The 17,386-nt window shown below is 39.4% G+C and carries 15 protein-coding genes, 2 tRNA genes and 2 pseudogenes; 3 read left to right on the top strand and 16 right to left on the bottom strand.

What is annotated here, in order from left to right:
• Positions 1–347 precede the first annotated feature (347 nt).
• A complete protein-coding gene (locus FLP15_RS13010) occupies positions 348–494 on the bottom strand; it encodes a hypothetical protein (RefSeq protein WP_223804723.1) in 147 nt (48 codons plus the stop codon).
• Positions 495–682: 188 nt separating this feature from the next.
• Between FLP15_RS13010 and rnjA the strand changes: the two genes are divergently transcribed.
• The 3 genes from rnjA (at position 683) to FLP15_RS04320 (ending at position 3,720) form a co-directional block, all read left to right on the top strand.
• A complete protein-coding gene (rnjA, locus tag FLP15_RS04330; protein ID WP_142766141.1) occupies positions 683–2,368 on the top strand; it encodes a ribonuclease J1 in 1,686 nt (561 codons plus the stop codon).
• A 553-nt stretch (positions 2,369–2,921) separates the two neighbouring features.
• Positions 2,922–3,320 (top strand): MerR family transcriptional regulator, encoded by a 399-nt coding sequence (locus tag FLP15_RS04325; RefSeq protein ID WP_142766140.1) that lies wholly within the window; start codon positions 2,922–2,924, stop codon positions 3,318–3,320.
• Positions 3,283–3,720: a nuclear transport factor 2 family protein gene (locus tag FLP15_RS04320; protein WP_142766139.1), complete on the top strand. Its 438-nt coding sequence runs from the start codon at positions 3,283–3,285 to the stop codon at positions 3,718–3,720. The genes FLP15_RS04325 and FLP15_RS04320 overlap by 38 nt, the downstream gene beginning before the upstream one ends.
• Before the next feature lie 15 nt (positions 3,721–3,735).
• On the opposite strand, the gene add is transcribed toward FLP15_RS04320, so the two are convergent.
• From add to FLP15_RS04245, 15 genes and pseudogenes are all read right to left on the bottom strand, one after another.
• Positions 3,736–4,767 (bottom strand): adenosine deaminase, encoded by a 1,032-nt coding sequence (gene add, locus FLP15_RS04315; RefSeq protein ID WP_142766138.1) that lies wholly within the window; start codon positions 4,765–4,767, stop codon positions 3,736–3,738.
• A 426-nt stretch (positions 4,768–5,193) separates the two neighbouring features.
• Positions 5,194–5,636: pseudogene (locus tag FLP15_RS04310) on the bottom strand (SprT family protein).
• A 205-nt stretch (positions 5,637–5,841) separates the two neighbouring features.
• Positions 5,842–7,977, bottom strand: coding sequence for a Tex family protein (locus FLP15_RS04305; RefSeq protein ID WP_142766137.1), 2,136 nt, complete (start codon positions 7,975–7,977; stop codon positions 5,842–5,844).
• Between the two features lie 675 nt (positions 7,978–8,652).
• Complete coding sequence (gene rpsD, locus FLP15_RS04300; RefSeq protein WP_120773017.1) at positions 8,653–9,264, bottom strand: 30S ribosomal protein S4; 612 nt, start codon at positions 9,262–9,264, stop codon at positions 8,653–8,655.
• A 375-nt stretch (positions 9,265–9,639) separates the two neighbouring features.
• A tRNA-Pro gene (locus FLP15_RS04295) sits at positions 9,640–9,713 on the bottom strand.
• A gap of 203 nt (positions 9,714–9,916) precedes the next feature.
• A tRNA-Arg gene (locus FLP15_RS04290) sits at positions 9,917–9,990 on the bottom strand.
• Between the two features lie 179 nt (positions 9,991–10,169).
• The gene (locus FLP15_RS04285) at positions 10,170–10,565 is read right to left on the bottom strand and encodes a hypothetical protein (protein ID WP_142766136.1); all 396 of its coding nucleotides are present in this window, start codon (positions 10,563–10,565) and stop codon (positions 10,170–10,172) included.
• 24 nt (positions 10,566–10,589) lie between these two features.
• The gene (locus FLP15_RS04280) at positions 10,590–11,717 is read right to left on the bottom strand and encodes an N-acetyldiaminopimelate deacetylase (RefSeq protein WP_142766135.1); all 1,128 of its coding nucleotides are present in this window, start codon (positions 11,715–11,717) and stop codon (positions 10,590–10,592) included.
• The gene (locus FLP15_RS04275; RefSeq protein ID WP_142766134.1) at positions 11,718–12,479 is read right to left on the bottom strand and encodes a nucleotidyltransferase domain-containing protein; all 762 of its coding nucleotides are present in this window, start codon (positions 12,477–12,479) and stop codon (positions 11,718–11,720) included.
• 3 nt (positions 12,480–12,482) lie between these two features.
• Entirely contained in the window at positions 12,483–13,220 is a 738-nt protein-coding gene (gene dapD, locus FLP15_RS04270) for a 2,3,4,5-tetrahydropyridine-2,6-dicarboxylate N-acetyltransferase (RefSeq protein ID WP_142766133.1), read from the bottom strand.
• Positions 13,221–13,289: 69 nt separating this feature from the next.
• Positions 13,290–13,556 (bottom strand): hypothetical protein, encoded by a 267-nt coding sequence (locus tag FLP15_RS04265; protein WP_142766132.1) that lies wholly within the window; start codon positions 13,554–13,556, stop codon positions 13,290–13,292.
• A 2-nt stretch (positions 13,557–13,558) separates the two neighbouring features.
• The gene (locus tag FLP15_RS04260; RefSeq protein ID WP_142766131.1) at positions 13,559–14,785 is read right to left on the bottom strand and encodes a glucosyltransferase domain-containing protein; all 1,227 of its coding nucleotides are present in this window, start codon (positions 14,783–14,785) and stop codon (positions 13,559–13,561) included.
• A gap of 115 nt (positions 14,786–14,900) precedes the next feature.
• Entirely contained in the window at positions 14,901–15,509 is a 609-nt protein-coding gene (locus tag FLP15_RS04255; protein ID WP_142766130.1) for a thioredoxin domain-containing protein, read from the bottom strand.
• Positions 15,510–15,623: 114 nt separating this feature from the next.
• The gene (locus FLP15_RS04250) at positions 15,624–16,424 is read right to left on the bottom strand and encodes an energy-coupling factor transporter transmembrane component T family protein (RefSeq protein ID WP_142767425.1); all 801 of its coding nucleotides are present in this window, start codon (positions 16,422–16,424) and stop codon (positions 15,624–15,626) included.
• Positions 16,417–17,324 (bottom strand): annotated as a pseudogene (locus tag FLP15_RS04245) (energy-coupling factor ABC transporter ATP-binding protein). Before FLP15_RS04245 ends, FLP15_RS04250 begins: the two are co-directional and overlap by 8 nt.
• Positions 17,325–17,386 lie beyond the last annotated feature (62 nt).

The raw sequence follows: 17,386 nt of genomic DNA, 5'->3' as shown, positions 1-17,386 counted from the left end.
GTAGGTAGAGGGGTGTTGCGATTGCGACTGGGCGCTTCAGCGCCTTAGCGAGCATCGACAGCCGTTTTATCAGACGCTTCAGCGGCTAGATAAAACGGACAAATGTTTATCGCGTAGCCCGAAGGGCGGAGATAGCACGCACTTACTTCGATAAATATAAATAAATTTAATAGCTTTCGATACAAAAAAGTCATAAGCATCATTACCCAGTTTGAAGAAAAGACAGAGTTTTCACAAGCTAAATAAACCAAACAATATAAACTATGCAAGAATATATTTAATACTGTTTAATTTCTAAAGCTAATTTCTCATTTTTACAATGTCACAATGCAAAACAAATACTATAGCTAAACGATTATAAAAATCAACAATGGATTGACGTTCCAGTCTAACTTCATGGCGTGAACTCTATGTGCCTTTCTGCGAATGGCAACAAAACTCCGTTGCTCCGCTGTCCTTTTGTCGCCATCTGGCGTTGCTTCTATTCTTGTCACTTTAGTGACTTAGAGATAGAGGACAAATGTTCATCATGAGCTTTGCCCATTTACATCCAACAACCACGTATCTAACAGACAAAACTGATAAAAAACGTGCTAAGTATAATCATCAATCGCGCTAGTATAAATAGAGATCTAACATAATACAAACTTTAACCTTTAAACAGTCTTAGAACAGGAGAAATATGCCAAAACAATTAAAAATAAAATCTGATGAAGTCGCAGTCTATGCTATCGGTGGACTCGGCGAAATCGGTAAAAACACTTACGGTGTCGAATACAAAGACGAGATTGTCATCATTGACGCCGGTATCAAGTTCCCAGAAGATGAACTTCTTGGAGTTGATTACGTCATTCCTGATTATACCTATATCGTGGAAAATATTGACCGTATTAAAGGTCTCTTTATCACTCATGGACATGAGGACCATATCGGTGGGATTCCATTCCTTCTCAAACAAGCAAATATCCCCATCTACGCAGGACCTCTATCTCTTGCCTTGATTCGTGGAAAGCTTGAAGAACATGGGCTTTTACGCGATGCCAAACTCTATGAAATCCATCCTGATAGTGAAATCAAATTTAATCATTTGAGCTTGAGTTTCTTTAGTACCACTCACTCTATTCCAGAGCCTATTGCTGTTGTTGTTGATACACCTCAAGGCAAAATCGTTGCCACTGGTGACTTCAAATTTGACTTTACACCTGTTGGCGTTCCAGCTGACCTTCACCGTATGGCAGCACTGGGTACAGAAGGTGTCTTACTGCTTCTTTCAGACTCAACAAATGCTGAAATCCCTACTTTTTCTCACTCTGAGAAAGTAGTTGGTGCTAGTATCATGAAAATTTTTGAACGTATTGAGGGTCGTATTATCTTTGCTTCATTCGCATCAAATATTTTCCGTCTACAACAAGCTGTTGATGGCGCAGTAAAAACTGGTCGTAAGATTGTCGTTTTTGGACGTTCAATGGAAAAAGCCATTGTCAATGGACTAGAGCTCGGCTATATTAAAGCACCAAAAGGAACATTTATTGAGCCAAATGAGGTCAATCAATACCCCTCACATGAACTCGTTATCATGTGTACTGGTTCACAAGGTGAACCAATGGCAGCACTTAGTCGTATTGCAAACGGAATGCACCGCCACATCACTCTACAAATGGGCGACACAGTGGTTTTCTCATCTAATGCAATCCCTGGTAACACCCACGGAGTTAACCAACTCATTAACAAAATCGCTGAAGCTGGTGTAGAAGTAATTTATGGCAAAATGAATAATATTCACACCTCAGGTCATGGTGGACAACAAGAGCAAAAACTTATGCTTCGCTTGATTAAACCAAAATACTTCATGCCCGTTCATGGTGAATATCGTATGTTAAAAATTCATGCTGGTCTTGCTCAAGATACTGGTGTTCCAAAAGAAAATTGCTTTATTTTTGAAAACGGAGATGTGTTAGCTCTGACTGCAGATAGCGCGCGCTATGCTGACCATTTCCCAGCTAGCGATACTTATGTTGATGGCTCTGGTATTGGCGATGTCGGAAATGCTGTACTTCACGATCGCCATGAGCTTTCAGAAGACGGAATTGTCCTTGCTGTTGCAACCGTTGACTTCGAAAATAAAACCGTCCTTGCTGGACCAGATATGCTTTCACGTGGTTTCATTTATATGCGTGAATCTGGTGATTTGATTCGTAGTGGTCAACGCGTTTTATTCAACGCCATTCGAGAAGCAATGAACGAAGAAAATGCAAATGAAGCTTCTGTTGCCAGAGCAATGCGTGAAGCACTTAGCCCCTTCCTTTACAAACAAACAGAACGTGAACCATTGGTTGTACCAATGATTATGACACCCGATGAAAAATGAAGTCAAGACTTATTCAGTGGGAGTTTCGTAAAACATTTGTCCATTTTCTCTAGTCGCTAAAGCGACTGATAAAAGGGCAACTCGCCACTGAATTTAGTCGGACGAAATTCAAAGTTAGTGCTGCTTCATCCCCTGCCTAAGAGGTAGGGGTGTTGCGATTGCGACTAGGCGCTTCAGCGCCTTAGCGAGCATCGACAGCGTAGCCCAAAGGGCGGAGATAGCACGCACTTACTTCGATAAAAGTTCATATCTAATGAGTCCTCGAATAAGAGGACTTTTTTGATGAAGTATTTATCTCGCAAGATATTTTCACTTTTTCCTCCGCCCTCTTCGTCACACTAGAGCTGTCCATTGCTATACTTTAAGAGAGTATAATCAATCGTCGTACTAATAGAAAAATCCCACAAACCCAATAGACAACGGTATTACTGAACTAAATTTCTACTCATCCTCATCTACCGCATAAAAATTTACACTTCCTTTAAACTAATCCCTTGACTTAAACCAAGTTTAAGGTGCTATACTTTATCCATGAAGAGCAAAAGGAGAACAAATGTCCACTATTCAAGACGTTTCAAAACAGTTTAATGTTCCTGCTTCAAGTATCCGTTTTTACGAACGAAAAGGATTTCTCAAAATCCCTCGAGACAATAATGGCAATCGAGTGTTTGACGAAGAAAGTCTAACAAGACTTGAACTTGTCTTACATTATCGTACCGCTGGTGTCTCTTTACAAGATATTCATGAAATCTTTGATAGCTATGAGAACCATCAGCTTTCTGTCAAGTTACTTCGTAAAACAGCATTGGAACTCGATGAAAAAATTTTGGAACTCCAGAAAACACGGGAATTTTTGACTAATAAAATAGCTCTTCATGAAAAACTAGCTCAACAAGAAAGTGAGAAATTCAAAAATGAACAACAAAGAACAAATTCAACAACTGATTTATGACTATGCAACCTTTGCAGATTCTAGGGAAACTCAGGCACAATTTGAACTTTTTGACACAAACGGAGGAATGAGCGTCTACTACCCATGGAATAATGGAGTTGCTGAGGAAATAACAACTTCTGAACAACTTCTTGATACTTTTTTAGCGCTCAAACAGTATGAAACAACCTTTCATTTCATTGGTCAGGTCTCCATTGACTTAGAAGATGAGCAAGCAACAACAGCCACTGCCTATGTCTACACCATTGCGCATCACGTTATCGTCGCAGAAGATGGCTCAAAATCCCTGATGATTGCCTACCTCCGATACAAAGATACTTTGATTAAAACTAATAATACTTGGAAATTCAAACACCGTGCGCTCTATGCAGATGTCATTGAAAACCGAGTATTAAAATAACAAAAAATCCCTGATTTAATCAGAGATTTTTTTATATTCATCATTAAATTTAAAATGTAATGCTTCCTTCTCCACTGCATCAATAAAAGCGCCGTCAATCGCGTAATGATTAATCTGCTCAAAATCCTCTATCCCAAAATCAGGATACCAAGTTGAAATTTTTCCATATTCTTTTTGCAGCGTGGTATTACTCACCGTTCGATTATCAGTATTTAAAGTGACGTGTACGCCCTTATCATAGAGTTGTTTGAAAGGATAGTCCTCAATACGTGTGACCGATTTTGTCTGAAAGTTACTACTTGGTGCCATCTCTAACACAATCTTTTTGGAAATCAATATTTCCTGATAATCAGGTATATTTTTACTCATGATGCCATGTCCAATACGCGTTGCCCCCATATTGACTGAGTCAACAATATTTTGTTCACAATGTGGACATTCACCAGCGTGGAGTGTGATATGAACATTTCTAGTATTCACTTGAGCTAACAAGCCAGAAAATTTCTGTTGTGGATAATTTAATTCATCACCTGCTAAATCAAAACCGACAAGGTGAGAATCATTGATATGATCAAAAATAGGAGGCAATTTTTCTAATTTCTCTAATGTGCTTTGACGAAGACCGCAAATGAGTGCGTTAGCAATAATATCAAAATCTTCTTCTGCACGTGACAAACCTGCAACCACAGCTTCCACCGCTTCTTCAAGAGTTAGATTTTGCAGAAGATGCTGCTCTGGGGCGAAACGAATTTCAATATATCGTATATTATCCAAGGCTGCCTGACGCGCCACATCATAAGCTGCTAGTTCGAGGTTGGTGTAACTTTGCAAAAGTGGGAGAACAAAATCAAAACGTGCAAGATATTCCAGTAAATTACGTGTATTTTCTGGCGCCTGTGCCTTTTCTAAAATTTCTTCATCTGTTAGATTTAGATTAATTTTTGCATTTTTTGCAAGTGTTTTGATGCAAGAAAGGCTGAGCGAGCCATCAAGATGACAATGAAGTTCAACTTTGGGCATTTGAGCGATGGTTTCTGGTCTAAGCACGATTTTCTCCTTTTTGTATCAAGATAGCAAATATATTTTTACTATTTTACGACTTTTTGAGATAAAAAGCAAAAAATGAACTACACTGTTCTGTATTTGCTATAGAACCTGTCGCTTAGTAGTGGATAAATGAAAGTTTGCATTTACATCCTTTTTTGGTCAATTTATACACATTTTTTATCAAGTTATTAACAGATTGAGGACAAATTCAGGATAAATTGTGAATAAGTTATCCATTCATCTAATGAAGTCAAGACTTATTCAGTGGGAGTTTCAACTCACCACTGAATTTAGTCGGCTGCTTTATCTCCGACCCAAGAGGTCGGAGTATTGCGATTGCGACTAGGCGCTTCAGCGCCTTAGTGAGCATCGACAGCGTAGCCGTAAGGCGGAGGTAGCACGCACTTGTTTTGATAAAAAATATCCTTAACGGATATTTTTTGTGATTTTTAGTTTTCCGTAACAATTTCCACAACGATATTTTTGCACATTAATTTTTCGCTGTCTTATGTATGTCTGACCACATTGCGAGCAAGTATACTGATACTTATATTTCTTATGTTCCACAGTTGGAGCGTATCTTAAACCGTTAACTTGAGCAAGCAGTCGTTTAAAATCTGTATCTTTGTGCTTATAACCTCGTTTCGCACGATAGAGATGATAATGCGTTAGTTCGTGTAGAATGATACGATCAAACTCGGGATGTTCGGCCATCTTAGGATTAAAATCCAAATGTAAATCTTTTGGGAAAAATCTTCCCCAGTTGTACGTAGTCTATTGTTCCAATAAGCTTGGTGTTCAAAAGAAAGCGAGAATTTTGAGAGAGAAATCTTGCGGATTTTATCTGTCAGTTCTTGGTTAGTTAACATTTTCTCTCCTCTCATTTTGTCAGTATACTGACAGAAAATCTAGGGACGCTGTCAGCAATGAGCAGACTTCAATAACGCTGCGGGCTGCACAGCGGGCTGTTTACTTATGCCTTCAACTTCGTACTTACTGACAGAATTCTGTCAATGATTGATACTTCTGTCAGAGCTATCTGTTGCTTTCCTACAAGTAAATGACAAGATAAATTTACTTCTCTTTTTCCCGCGGATTAACAAGTGTCAGATTGATTTTTCCACGTTGTAAATCTATCGATTTGACCCAGACTGTAACGATTTGTCCAACCGCTACAACATCACTTGGATTTTTTACAAAATTTTTGCTGAGGTCCGATACGTGTGCTAATCCATCATTTTTGATTCCGATATCAATAAAAGCACCGAAATCAACAACGTTACGTACTACTCCTTCAAGCTGTTGCCCTACCTGCAAATCACTGGCAGAAAGGACATCCTGACGAAGTATCGGAGCATCAAAGGTCTCTCGCAAATCACGACCTGGCTTTTGTAAATCCGCAATAATGTCTGTCAAAGTTTCACGACCAACACCAAATTTCTCTGACAACTCAATAATTTTTGCTGACGAGATTTCTGTCAGTACTGATGGATTCTTATCAGCACCTGTTTCACGTAATATTTGCTCAGCAACAGAGTAAGATTCTGGATGGACACCCGTATTATCAAGTAAATTCTTTCCTTCAGGGATTCGCAAAAATCCTGCGGCTTGTTCAAAGGCTTTTGCCCCCAATCGTGGCACTTTTTTCAGCTCAGAACGCGTACCCAGCGCGCCATTTTCTTCGCGGTAAGCTACGATATTTTGTGCAAGTGTTTTATTAAGACCCGCAACGTGTGACAAAAGTGCTGGACTTGCAGTATTCACATTTACACCAACTTGGTTGACCACCGTTTCAACCACAAAATCTAAGTTTTCCGTGAGTTTTTTCTCAGAAACATCGTGCTGATATTGCCCCACGCCAATGGCTTTTGGTTCAATCTTGACCAGCTCAGCAAGAGGGTCTTGAAGACGTCTAGCAATAGAGATTGCAGAGCGCTTTTCAACAGTCAATTCTGGGAATTCTTCTCTTGCAAGTTCACTTGCAGAATAAACTGATGCGCCTGATTCACTGACAATCACATAGTAAACATTAGAAAATTCATTTTCTTTTAATACTTCAGCGACAAAAGACTCTGATTCCCGGCTCGCTGTACCATTTCCAATCGCAATCATGTCTACGCCAAATTCACGAATCAATTGTGCCAAATCCTTCTTCGCCTGTGCAATTTGGCTAGCTGATGCTGGCTTAACTGGATAGATAACTGTTGTCATTAACAACTTACCAGTAGCATCAACGATTGCAAGCTTTGCCCCTGTCCGATAAGCAGGGTCAAATCCCATGACTACACGCCCCTTAAGAGGTGCAACAAGTAACAGATTTTTTAAATTTTCGCCAAATACTTCAATCGCAGCAATCTCTGCCTTTTCTGTCAGTTCAGTTCTAACACTACGTTCCATTGCTGGAATCAACTTTTTCTTGACCGCATCTTTAATCGCAACTAGCATATATTTATTTGTCTGAGCGGTAAAACGAGCGGCGAAATAACGCAAAATCTTATCTTCATTATTATCAAACTTGACCGATAAAATCCCCAATTTTTCTCCCCGATTAAGTGCTAATACACGATAATTGGGTAAATCAGAAACTTTTTCTGAGAAATCATAATACATCTGAAAAACCTGCTTATCATCGCTACTGTCAGTTTTAAGGCTACTTGTCAGTAAACTATTGGACTTAATTTCTCGAAGCAACCAGCCACGCAAAGTTGCATCCTCAGAAATCGCTTCTGACAGAATATCAATTGCCCCTTGCAAAGTCTTGTCAGCACTGACAAAAAGTTCATTGACAAAGTTTTTCGCTTGCTCCTCTATATCAGCCACATTTCTGACAATCAATTGCGCTAATGGAAAAAGACCATTTTCTTTAGCAATCGTTGCCTTTGTCCGGCGTTTTTCTTTATAAGGGAGATACAAATCCTCAACTTCTGACAATTTTTCAGCAGCCTCAATTTGCTGTTTCAGTCTGTCCGTCAGCTTGCCCTGTTCCTCAATCTTTGTCAGCACTGACAACTTGCGCTCTGACAGCTTTGTCAGCAGGTCATTTTCATCAATAATTCGCTTAATTTCTACCTCATCAAGTGAACCTGTCGCTTCCTTACGATAACGTGCAATGAAAGGAACTGTATTCCCTTCGGCAGTCAACTCCAGTACTTTTTCAACTTGAGAAACTTTAATATTAAGCTGTTCAGCGATTTTTTTACTATTTTCCATTTGAACCATTTCTAATTACTCTTATTACTCTTAACCTTCAAAATATACACTTCAAGACTAACTCATACAAATTGATACTCTAGTTAACCCTTTATAAAAATCAACCTTTGTTCAATCACATGGTAATATAACCAAACCACTCTAAAATCCCCCAAATCTTCCTCAAATTTTCCGCCAGTCTTTCGTTGTCGTCCTTGACTTGCGCCAGCAAGATCTGCGTTCTTTCACCTCAGTCTGTCGAAAATAAGATGTGAGGTACGTTCGTTCAGAAGCGTAGAAAATTGCCACTCGACTTGCGACTTCAGTCGCTTAGCGAGAACCAGTGCGACTAGGCATTTTAGTGCCGTAGCGAGCATGGATACCTGCGGTGTGGACAACGGAGCAGCTTGCTGCGTAGATAGGAAATTGAGGTTCTGTTCGCAAGGACAGGTTCCAAGTTGCCATTTCGCCTAGCGAGTTTAACTCGCGTAGAGCGAATGGACAGCGGAGCATCTATTTTCCTAGCTTCTAGCGCACCGAACTCAATTAATTGTGAAGCAATCTTGGTTGGATTTTAGAGTGGCTTAGCTATAATAGTAAATTTTGAAATAAACTTTACTCCAAAATTGATAGAGATACGAACATCATTAAAAAAAGAAGCCTCGAAGGGCTTCTCCATTTTCGAGTGATACTCGATTACATCATTTTGTTGTAGAATTCGACGATAAGTGCTTCGTTGATTTCTGGGTTAATTTCGTCGCGTTCTGGAAGACGAATAAGTGTTCCTTCAAGTTTATCAGCATCAAATGATACAAAGTTAGCACGACCTTTAGTTGCTTCAACAGCTTCAAGGATTGCAGGAACTTTCATAGATTTTTCACGAACTGAAATCACTTGACCAGGTTGTACGCGATATGAAGGAATATCTACACGTTTTCCGTCAACAAGGATATGACCGTGGTTAACGAATTGACGTGCTTGACGACGAGTTGTAGCCAAACCAAGACGGTAAACAACGTTATCAAGACGTTGTTCAAGCAAAGTCATAAAGTTGAAACCAACAGTTCCTTCTTTGATTTTAGTTGCTGCAACGTACAAGTTACGGAATTGACGTTCAGAAACACCATAAGAGAAACGAAGTTTTTGTTTTTCAGCCAACTGAAGACCGTATTCAGAAAGTTTTGAACGATTGTTTGGACCATGTTGTCCAGGTACATAGTTACGACGTGCAAGTTCTTTACCAGAACCTGTAAGTGAGATACCGTAACGGCGTGATTGTTTCCATGATGGACCAGTGTAACGTGACATTTTATAATGCCCTCCTCTATTTTTATGAGGAATACAGAGATAATCAGCCTCGAATTCGTGCATTTCGACTTCGCCTGATAGCTTCGGTTACTTACTTGGAACCGCCGAAATGTTGACGACTTTCTAGCTGACTGCTATATTCAACCTTTTCATTATACCAAAATTTAGAAGATTGTCAAGAAACTTTAGTACAACCTCATTCTGATAAACTCATGATAATAATCTGCACATGTATCTCATGTCATATAATGTTGCTTAGGACAGCTTTGCGATTCTTCACATTCGACGTTCATAATTTTCAATGTTAATTGGTTTATATTGTTTTTAACATCAAAAAAACTCATCCACGAAAGATGAGTTAGGGTTAGTCGGTAATCGGGAAGACAGGATTCGAACCTGCGACACCTTGGTCCCAAACCAAGTACTCTACCAAGCTGAGCTACTTCCCGTAGCTTTTATTTAATTGTTTTAGCACTACTCTATCCAGCCAATTACGACTTCATTAGAGTACTTGCAAGGTAAATTTGCTACGCAAATTTTCATCCGCAACTTCGAAACAGTGTTTCGAACTCTACCAAGCTGAGCTACTTCCTGTGGCAAACATTGAATTAGCTATTTCAACAAAAAAGTGACTTTCGTCACATCTTGTTTATGCAAGCGGTAGGATTCGAACCTACAACCGCCTGATTCGTAGTCAGGTACTCTATCCAGTTGAGCCACGCCTGCGTTTCTCTCAAACGACTATATCAGTATATCAATTTTACTCTTGACTGTCAAGAATAAACTCATTTATCTGAAAAAATTTTAGATAATAATCTTTAGTTCTCCGATAAGTGACTAGCCAGTTCAGCTCTATTCTACACTCTAAACTGACTTACACCTCTATATCCATCCAAAAGCCACTTCTATTTTTTACGTTTAGCTTTATTTTGATTTTTCTTCGCAAATTCTTCCACTTGCTCTGATTTTTTTACAAGGACAAGATTTGCAATTTCTTCATTTGCCTCAAACAGCTCTTGGAAAAGCCTTACTGAATCGCCCTCGTCACCGTCAAAGTTAGAAAAATCAATAATAACATTGGGTGATTTTGCTATCTCCTTGCTTAATACCGTTTCTTCCTCTCCATTTGTAAAGTTGGAAATCGCCCAACGTAATCGGTTCATTGTAATATCTGGAAAGTCCACATCTTGTCGTTGTAAAAAAGTAACTTCTTTGCCAAAATGACGAAAAATACGATTTGCTGTACGAATATCATCTTGTGTTGGTACTGCATCAGGTTGTAAATATATTCTTGAATTCATTGTTCTTCTATCTAAAATAAGTATTTAACGCTTTGCTTTCATTTCCAAAAACTTTGCGATATTTTCCACTGCAAAATCAAGCACTGTTTCACTTGGTGTCATCTTATTTGAATGAAGGGGTGCAGAGCTATCAACACCAAGCCAGAACATCACACCAGGGATTTTTGAGAGCAGGTAGCCAAAATCCTCACCTGTCATGGCAGGCTCAATGTCAATCAAATTGACCGCAGGCTCATTTTCAAAAAAAGTCATGAGTTCTGAAGCAAGTTGAGGATTATTTTCGACAGGAAGATAGCCGCCTTGTTTGAGTTTAAGGTCAAGCTCCATACCAAATGATTGCGCGATGCCTTGGGCAATCTCCGTCAACCGTTTTTGTGTCAACGTGTTCATTTCTTGAGTCAAGGTTCGGATTGTCCCGTGAAGAAAGGCGGTTTCTGCGATGATATTATTGGTTGTTCCTGCTTCCATTTTGCCAAAAGTAACAACGGCAGAGCCGAGCGGGTCAACGTTACGACTGACAATGGTCTGCACTTGTGTGACAAAATAGGCCGCAGCAACGAGCGCGTCATCGGCTTCATGAGGAAAAGCGGCGTGTCCGCCTTTACCTTTAAAGGTCAGCTCAACCTCGCAAGTTCCTGCAAAGAGCGTATGCGTGTTGGTCGCAATGTCTCCAACTTTCAGCTCTGGGCGAACGTGCAAGCCGTAAAATTCGTCAGGAATCCAATCGCCGAAGGCATTTTCATCATACATGAGCTTGCCACCTGCTTCATTTTCCTCAGCAGGTTGAAAAAGAAAGAGCAGATTTTCGCGTGGCTGGGTCTCGGAGAGTTTTTCGAGCAAACCTAGCGCTGTCGTCATGTGAATGTCGTGTCCGCAAGCGTGCATTCTACCATTTTTGCTGGCAAAAGGCAATCCTGTCTGCTCTTCGACTGGCAAGCCATCAATATCCGTCCGCCAACCGATCGTTTTCGTGGCTTGACTACCATGAAGCATGACTAAAATCCCTGTTCGCCAAGTTTTTAACTCTGCGAAAGCTTTGTCAGCAATGACAGAATTGATGATTTCGAGCAGATATTTTTGTGTTTCATGTTCTTGTAAGCCGATTTCTGGGGTACTGTGGAGATGTCGGCGGATTTTTATGAGGTCTAGCATTTATTCTCCTATCCATTTGAGAAAGAATTGGTCTAAATCACTATATGCCATTTTTGGAATCTGTGGAAGTTTGCGGATATAATTCTCATAGTGTTCAAGCTGCTCTTCAATGAAAGCTTGCAAACTCACATTTTGCACTTCCACATCGAATTCTCCACCTGACTTTTTGCGCCCAAGTAACTTTTGAATTTCAGAAAACGCGGATAAATCGGAAATTTTGACTTTTATCAGTTCATCCAATGATACAGGAGGAATTTCATGTTTTTGTTCAATCCACATACAAGCTAACAATGGACGAATGGCATAAATATATTTTTTAACTTTCACTTTTGGTGTTTTTAGATAGTCTTCAAAGGTACTTTGAGCAAGATGATAATAGTGATGAAGTTGATGCTCAGCACTGACATATTGGTCAGTCAGTTGCTTGATTTCTTCAAAAAATTGTTCATTTTTATAATAAATAATGGGGGAATTAAACCATTCCATCAAAGATGGATTTGATTTTTTCAAAAGTAATAATGTTTTATCCAAATCCCAACCTGATAAATCGAGTTCATCATTCACAGGAAAATCAAGATTATCTCTTGTTTTTTCTAGCTTCAGATACCAATCCTTACTACGTTTATAGATAAATCGAACATCGTAATCACTATCTGCAGAAGAATATCCCCAAGCTCTACTCCCACTCTCACAAGCATAGAGAATCTCTATTTTCTCCTGCTGTTCAATTCGGTTTAATTCCTTTTTAATTGTTTCAATCATAATTTACAAATTCCGCAGCGCATCTTCAAGCGCTGTTTTTTGTTGTGTTTTTTCATCAATTTGCTTGATGATACGAGCTGGGACACCTGCTACGACAACATTTTCTGGGACATCTTGAGTGACAATGGCACCTGCTGCAACTACTGAACCGCTACCTACTTGCACACCCTCGATGACGACCGCATTCGCACCGACAAGGACATTATCGCCAATCCGTACAGGTTCTGCGCTTGCTGGCTCAATCACACCGGCGAGCACCGCACCTGCGCCAATATGAGCGTGTTTGCCGACTGTCGCTCTGCCACCAAGCACCGCGCCCATGTCAATCATTGTTCCCTCACCGATTTCAGCACCGATGTTAATAATGGCGCCCATCATAACCACCGCACCATCTCCGATCGTCACTTGGTCACGGATAATACTTCCTGGCTCAATCCGTGCGTTGAGGTAGCGTGTATCAAGCATTGGTACAGCTGAGTTTCTGCCGTCAAATTCGACAATGTAATCTTTATTTTCTGTCAGTGCTGACAAGAGCGGTTCAATGTCTTTCCAGTCACCAAACAAGACACCAAAGTCTGCTGTTGTTGCCTTTTGATATTTATTTGGTGCTTCTAGGTGAACGACATTTTCTGGGACTTTTCCATTTAATTTTCCAGAATAAGTTACTTTGACGTTCGTTTTCTTTTCGGCATTTCCGATGAATTGGATGATTTCTTGAGCTGATAATTTTTGTGCTTGCATTTGCTTCTCCTTGAAAAAACTCTTTTAGAATATTATACCATGCTCAGCAAAAAAGCACTCTGTTGAGCGCTAATTTGATAGTTTGAACACAAGAATTTGACTATTGCTGTCAAATTTGACACTTTCTGGATTAGGATAGTCAGGCAATGCTGCATATTTTGACACAAGACTTGTCCGTAATGCTTGCTCTGGGACTGGATAAGCATGACCTTGTAAGGTCATAAAATTATAAGGTCTGTCAGATGTCAATGGATCATCGAATTGGAAAAATGAGCTGCGCGTCGCACCTGTGATGAAAATATCTTGAAATTTATCGAAGTAAGTGCGAGCTAACATCCCTACCTCTTGAGCAGGGGATGAAGCAGCACTAACTTTGAATTTCGTCCGACTAAATTCAGGGGAGTTGAAACTCCCCTTGAATAAGTCTTGACTTCATTGACGAGATTTTCTTCTTGTAAGTTTCCAATGAAAACTACCGTTTTCGCCTGATGTTGCGAAATTTGGTCTGCGACTTCATTCGTGAGTTTTAGGTCATTTTGATAAGCTTGATTTGCATGAAAACTGAGCGAGAAAGTAAAAATCATTGAAGCAATAGCCAGAATCCCGAAAAACTTCGGCTTGTTCCAGTAGTAAAGCAAGCCAATAACAACCGCAGAAAATGTGCCAAAATAAATTCTTGGTGTTTTAGTACTTGTGCCAAAAGCAACGTTGAAACTGAACAAGGACAAAAATAATAAAATGATGAGTAACATTTCAAGGGGTTGATTGTGCTTAGCACGTCGGATTGTGATGAAGATAAATCCAAGATAAATTAAGACTCCAAACAGCATGACAAGCATGAGGGCTTGATGAAGATGTCCTAGACTTGCAAATTTATTCCACATGAGATAAGTTTGACTGCCATAGCTTGAATAGTTGATTTTCATGGCATAGAGGAGGTAGGTCAACAGATAAATCAGTCCCGCAATCATCAAGCTTGGCAAAAAGTTTTGAAATATGATTTTTCTTTTCCTTGGCAAAATGAGTAGCCAAAAAAGAAAAAGTGAGAAGATAAAGAAAGCAAAACTTTGATAAATCAAAATTGAGAGGCTGAGAAAGGCTGTACTGAGCATTATTTTTACTGGTCTGCGAATTTTTTCAGTCAAGCAAATGTGACTTGCACTAAGAACAAAAAGCAGACCAAGTGTGATTTCCAATGCTTGAAGCTTGAAATAAAGTTGCGCATACACAACAGGATTGTTCACAAAGAAAATTGCAAAAATCATCGCAGAAAATGGGCGAGATTTTTCATCAAAGTGCCTGATGAGATAGAAAAGATAGACCGCTGCAAGTGCCAAAAGCGGGACGACCAGAAAAGGCACAAGGGCATTGTCATAATGATGAATGAAAAGGTTGAAAATCCAAACAATACCAAAACGCCCTTGCGAGAGATAGCCCTCCAGCATTTCATGCGAATCAAGCATCATCGTACTGGTGTCAATCCCAAAAGTATTTTTAAAGTAAGGCAAATAGGTCAAAAATGTTGTCAAAACAATCATCAAAATCGGAAAAATTTTTCTTTTCATCAATCGCTCCTTAGTATTGCTTTTGACAGGATTGTCAAAAGCTGATACATCTAGTGTATCAGCGATTTTTGAGCGTAAAAAAACCAGAATTTTTTTGTTCTGGATTTAAAATAAATTATTTCACAAAATCTTGCAAGCTTTGACTTTTTGCATCAAATTTAACGAAAGTTCCATCAGTATAGCGTTTGATAACTGTTGGAACCGTGGCAACGTCGTACTTGTCACGCAATGTTTTGAGCGCTGGGTTAATATCTGTATCTTCGGTATCAATGTAAAAAATCTGACGGTCAACATTTTTGATTTGGTGAGAAAGTCGGCGACACCAAGGGCAAGTGACACGTCCAAAAAAGAGAATCGCTTCGTCTGTTAACTCTGACAATTCACTTGGTGCAGACACTGTCACATTTGATATATTTTCAAAATAAAGCGCGCGTTTATCACCATTGTAAGGTTCCTCAACCCATTCACCAATCAAGATAAATGTATTCCCTTCCGGTGCTACAAAACTGAACATATGCTTACCATTAACGCTTGCTGTTATTGGACTTACCTGCAATCCAAGCGCTACAACTTTATCATAGATTTCATCAATATATTCAACCGAAATCGCTAGCATTTGAGGGACGCGGTTAAAGTCCTCATTCAGTGCAATTTCATCTTCTAAGCCAAGTTCTTTCCAAAAAATTTCTGCATTTTCAAGACTATTTACATTTAGGGTAATCATTTTTTCTCCTATTAAGATATGAATTCAATCTATTTCATTCATTGTGAAAAACAACAACATATTGACGTGATGGTATAAAATCCTGTTGGATTTTAATGATAAGCCAGCATCATTTTACGAAAATTTAGACCACAAAATCAGAAGAGCTGCTATGATAATAATGCTCACGACGAGAATGTTATCACGCATTGACCATTTGAGCTGGCGATATTTTGTTCTTCCATCCCCTCCCTGATAACCACGGCTTTCCATCGCAATCGCCAAGTCGTCAGCACGACGAAAGCTGCTGACAAAGAGTGGAATGAGAATTGGAATGACGGACTTAATCTTTTGAAGCAAATTTCCTTCTCCAAAGTCCATTCCACGCGCTTTTTGAGCATTCATAATCATCGTTGTATCATCCATCAAAGTTGGGATAAAGCGAAGTGAAATTGATAACATCAAGCCTAGCTCATGTACTGGAACTTTGATTTTTTTCAACGGAGCAAGCCCTTTTTCTATCCCATCTGCTAAAGTCAATGGAGGTGTTGTCAAGGTCAAGATGGTTGACATGAAAATAATTAAAACAAATCTAAAAAAGATATATACTGCATTAATCAATGATTCCGTTGATATTTTGATAAACCAAAGATGAAAAAGGACGGTTTGACCAGGGGTGAAAAGCATCTGAAAAATCACTGTAAATAGAATTAATCCAAGCATTGGACGTAAGCCCTTTAGAAAATAACTTATAGAAATCTTTGACAAACTAACTCCTGCAAAAGTATAAATCAAAAGAAGGAGATAGCCCAGCCAGTCATGTGCAAGGAAAATGACAACCACGAAAGCAATCATTACCAATAGTTTTGAGCGAGGGTCCATTTTATGAATGATAGAATTCCCTGGGATATAGCGTCCCATAAGCATATTATTGATGGTGTTCACCTCCTTTTTTGTCTGTCAGCTCTGACAAGTTTCTGTCAGTACCAAATTTTGCCTCTGTCAGCATACTGACAAGATTATCTCGTGTAATCGGAAGTTTATCAAAACTAACAGCTCCAGTTTTCTGCAACTGACTCGCAAATTCCGTTGCTTTGGGTACTCCTAGCTCATGTGACTTTAAAAAATCAACTTCTTGAAAAACATCTTCTGGCGTTCCGCAACTAATAATACGTCCCTTCTCTAGAAGATAGACATAATCCGCATAATTTGCAACATCGTCCATCAAATGTGTCACCAAAACGACCGTTTGACCAGATTCATGAATACTTTCAAAAAGTTCCATCATCTCAATACGGGCTTTAGGATCAAGTCCTGCCGTTGGTTCGTCAAGCACCAATACCTCTGGCTCCATAGCGAGAATACCCGCTATCGCAACGCGACGCATTTGTCCCCAGAAAGCTCAAAGGGTGATTTCTCCCAAAACTTTTCAGCAAGTCCTACAAGTTGAAGTTTATCAGCAGCAATTTTTTCAGCTGCTTCTTTTGATACACCAAAGTTTTGAGGGCCAAAAGCTACGTCTTTTAGCACGGTTTCCTCGAAAAGCTGCGCTTCTGGAAATTGGAAAACAACCCCTACTTTTTTGCGGACAGGTTTGATTTCTTTTTGCTTGCTCGTTGATTTAACGACAATATCTCCGACAGTAACAGTCCCTTCTGTCGGTTGCAAGAGTCCATTCAAATGCTGCAAAAGTGTAGATTTACCAGAACCTGTATGCCCAATAATTGCTGTGTAACTCCCTTTTTGAACCTCCAAGTCAATATCGAAAAGCGCTCGACTTGCAAAAGGTGTATTAGGTTGGTAAGTGTAATTTACTTTTTCAAATTTAATACTCATATTTCATCTCAAAATTCTTTGTGAAAATTATTGCTAGTTCAGTGTTTATCAGCTCTATTAAT

This window comes from Lactococcus protaetiae (genome assembly GCF_006965445.1).
Lineage (GTDB): Bacteria > Bacillota > Bacilli > Lactobacillales > Streptococcaceae > Lactococcus > Lactococcus protaetiae.
Note: the sequence above shows the minus strand (reverse complement) of the source record. Positions and strands in the feature narration are given on the sequence as shown.

Excerpts from the sequence above, each read along its gene's own strand:
- FLP15_RS04275 (WP_142766134.1), bottom strand. The coding sequence starts at position 12,479 with ATGATTGAAACAATTAAAAAGGAATTAAACCGAATTGAACAGCAGGAG.
- FLP15_RS04260 (WP_142766131.1), bottom strand. The coding sequence starts at position 14,785 with ATGAAAAGAAAAATTTTTCCGATTTTGATGATTGTTTTGACAACATTT.
- FLP15_RS04280 (WP_142766135.1), bottom strand. The coding sequence starts at position 11,717 with ATGCTAGACCTCATAAAAATCCGCCGACATCTCCACAGTACCCCAGAA.
- FLP15_RS04285 (WP_142766136.1), bottom strand. The coding sequence starts at position 10,565 with ATGAATTCAAGAATATATTTACAACCTGATGCAGTACCAACACAAGAT.
- FLP15_RS04255 (WP_142766130.1), bottom strand. The coding sequence starts at position 15,509 with ATGATTACCCTAAATGTAAATAGTCTTGAAAATGCAGAAATTTTTTGG.
- rpsD (WP_120773017.1), bottom strand. The coding sequence starts at position 9,264 with ATGTCACGTTACACTGGTCCATCATGGAAACAATCACGCCGTTACGGT.
- FLP15_RS04320 (WP_142766139.1), top strand. The coding sequence starts at position 3,283 with ATGAACAACAAAGAACAAATTCAACAACTGATTTATGACTATGCAACC.
- FLP15_RS04305 (WP_142766137.1), bottom strand. The coding sequence starts at position 7,977 with ATGGAAAATAGTAAAAAAATCGCTGAACAGCTTAATATTAAAGTTTCT.
- FLP15_RS04325 (WP_142766140.1), top strand. The coding sequence starts at position 2,922 with ATGTCCACTATTCAAGACGTTTCAAAACAGTTTAATGTTCCTGCTTCA.
- rnjA (WP_142766141.1), top strand. The coding sequence starts at position 683 with ATGCCAAAACAATTAAAAATAAAATCTGATGAAGTCGCAGTCTATGCT.
- FLP15_RS04265 (WP_142766132.1), bottom strand. The coding sequence starts at position 13,556 with ATGTTAGCTCGCACTTACTTCGATAAATTTCAAGATATTTTCATCACA.
- dapD (WP_142766133.1), bottom strand. The coding sequence starts at position 13,220 with ATGCAAGCACAAAAATTATCAGCTCAAGAAATCATCCAATTCATCGGA.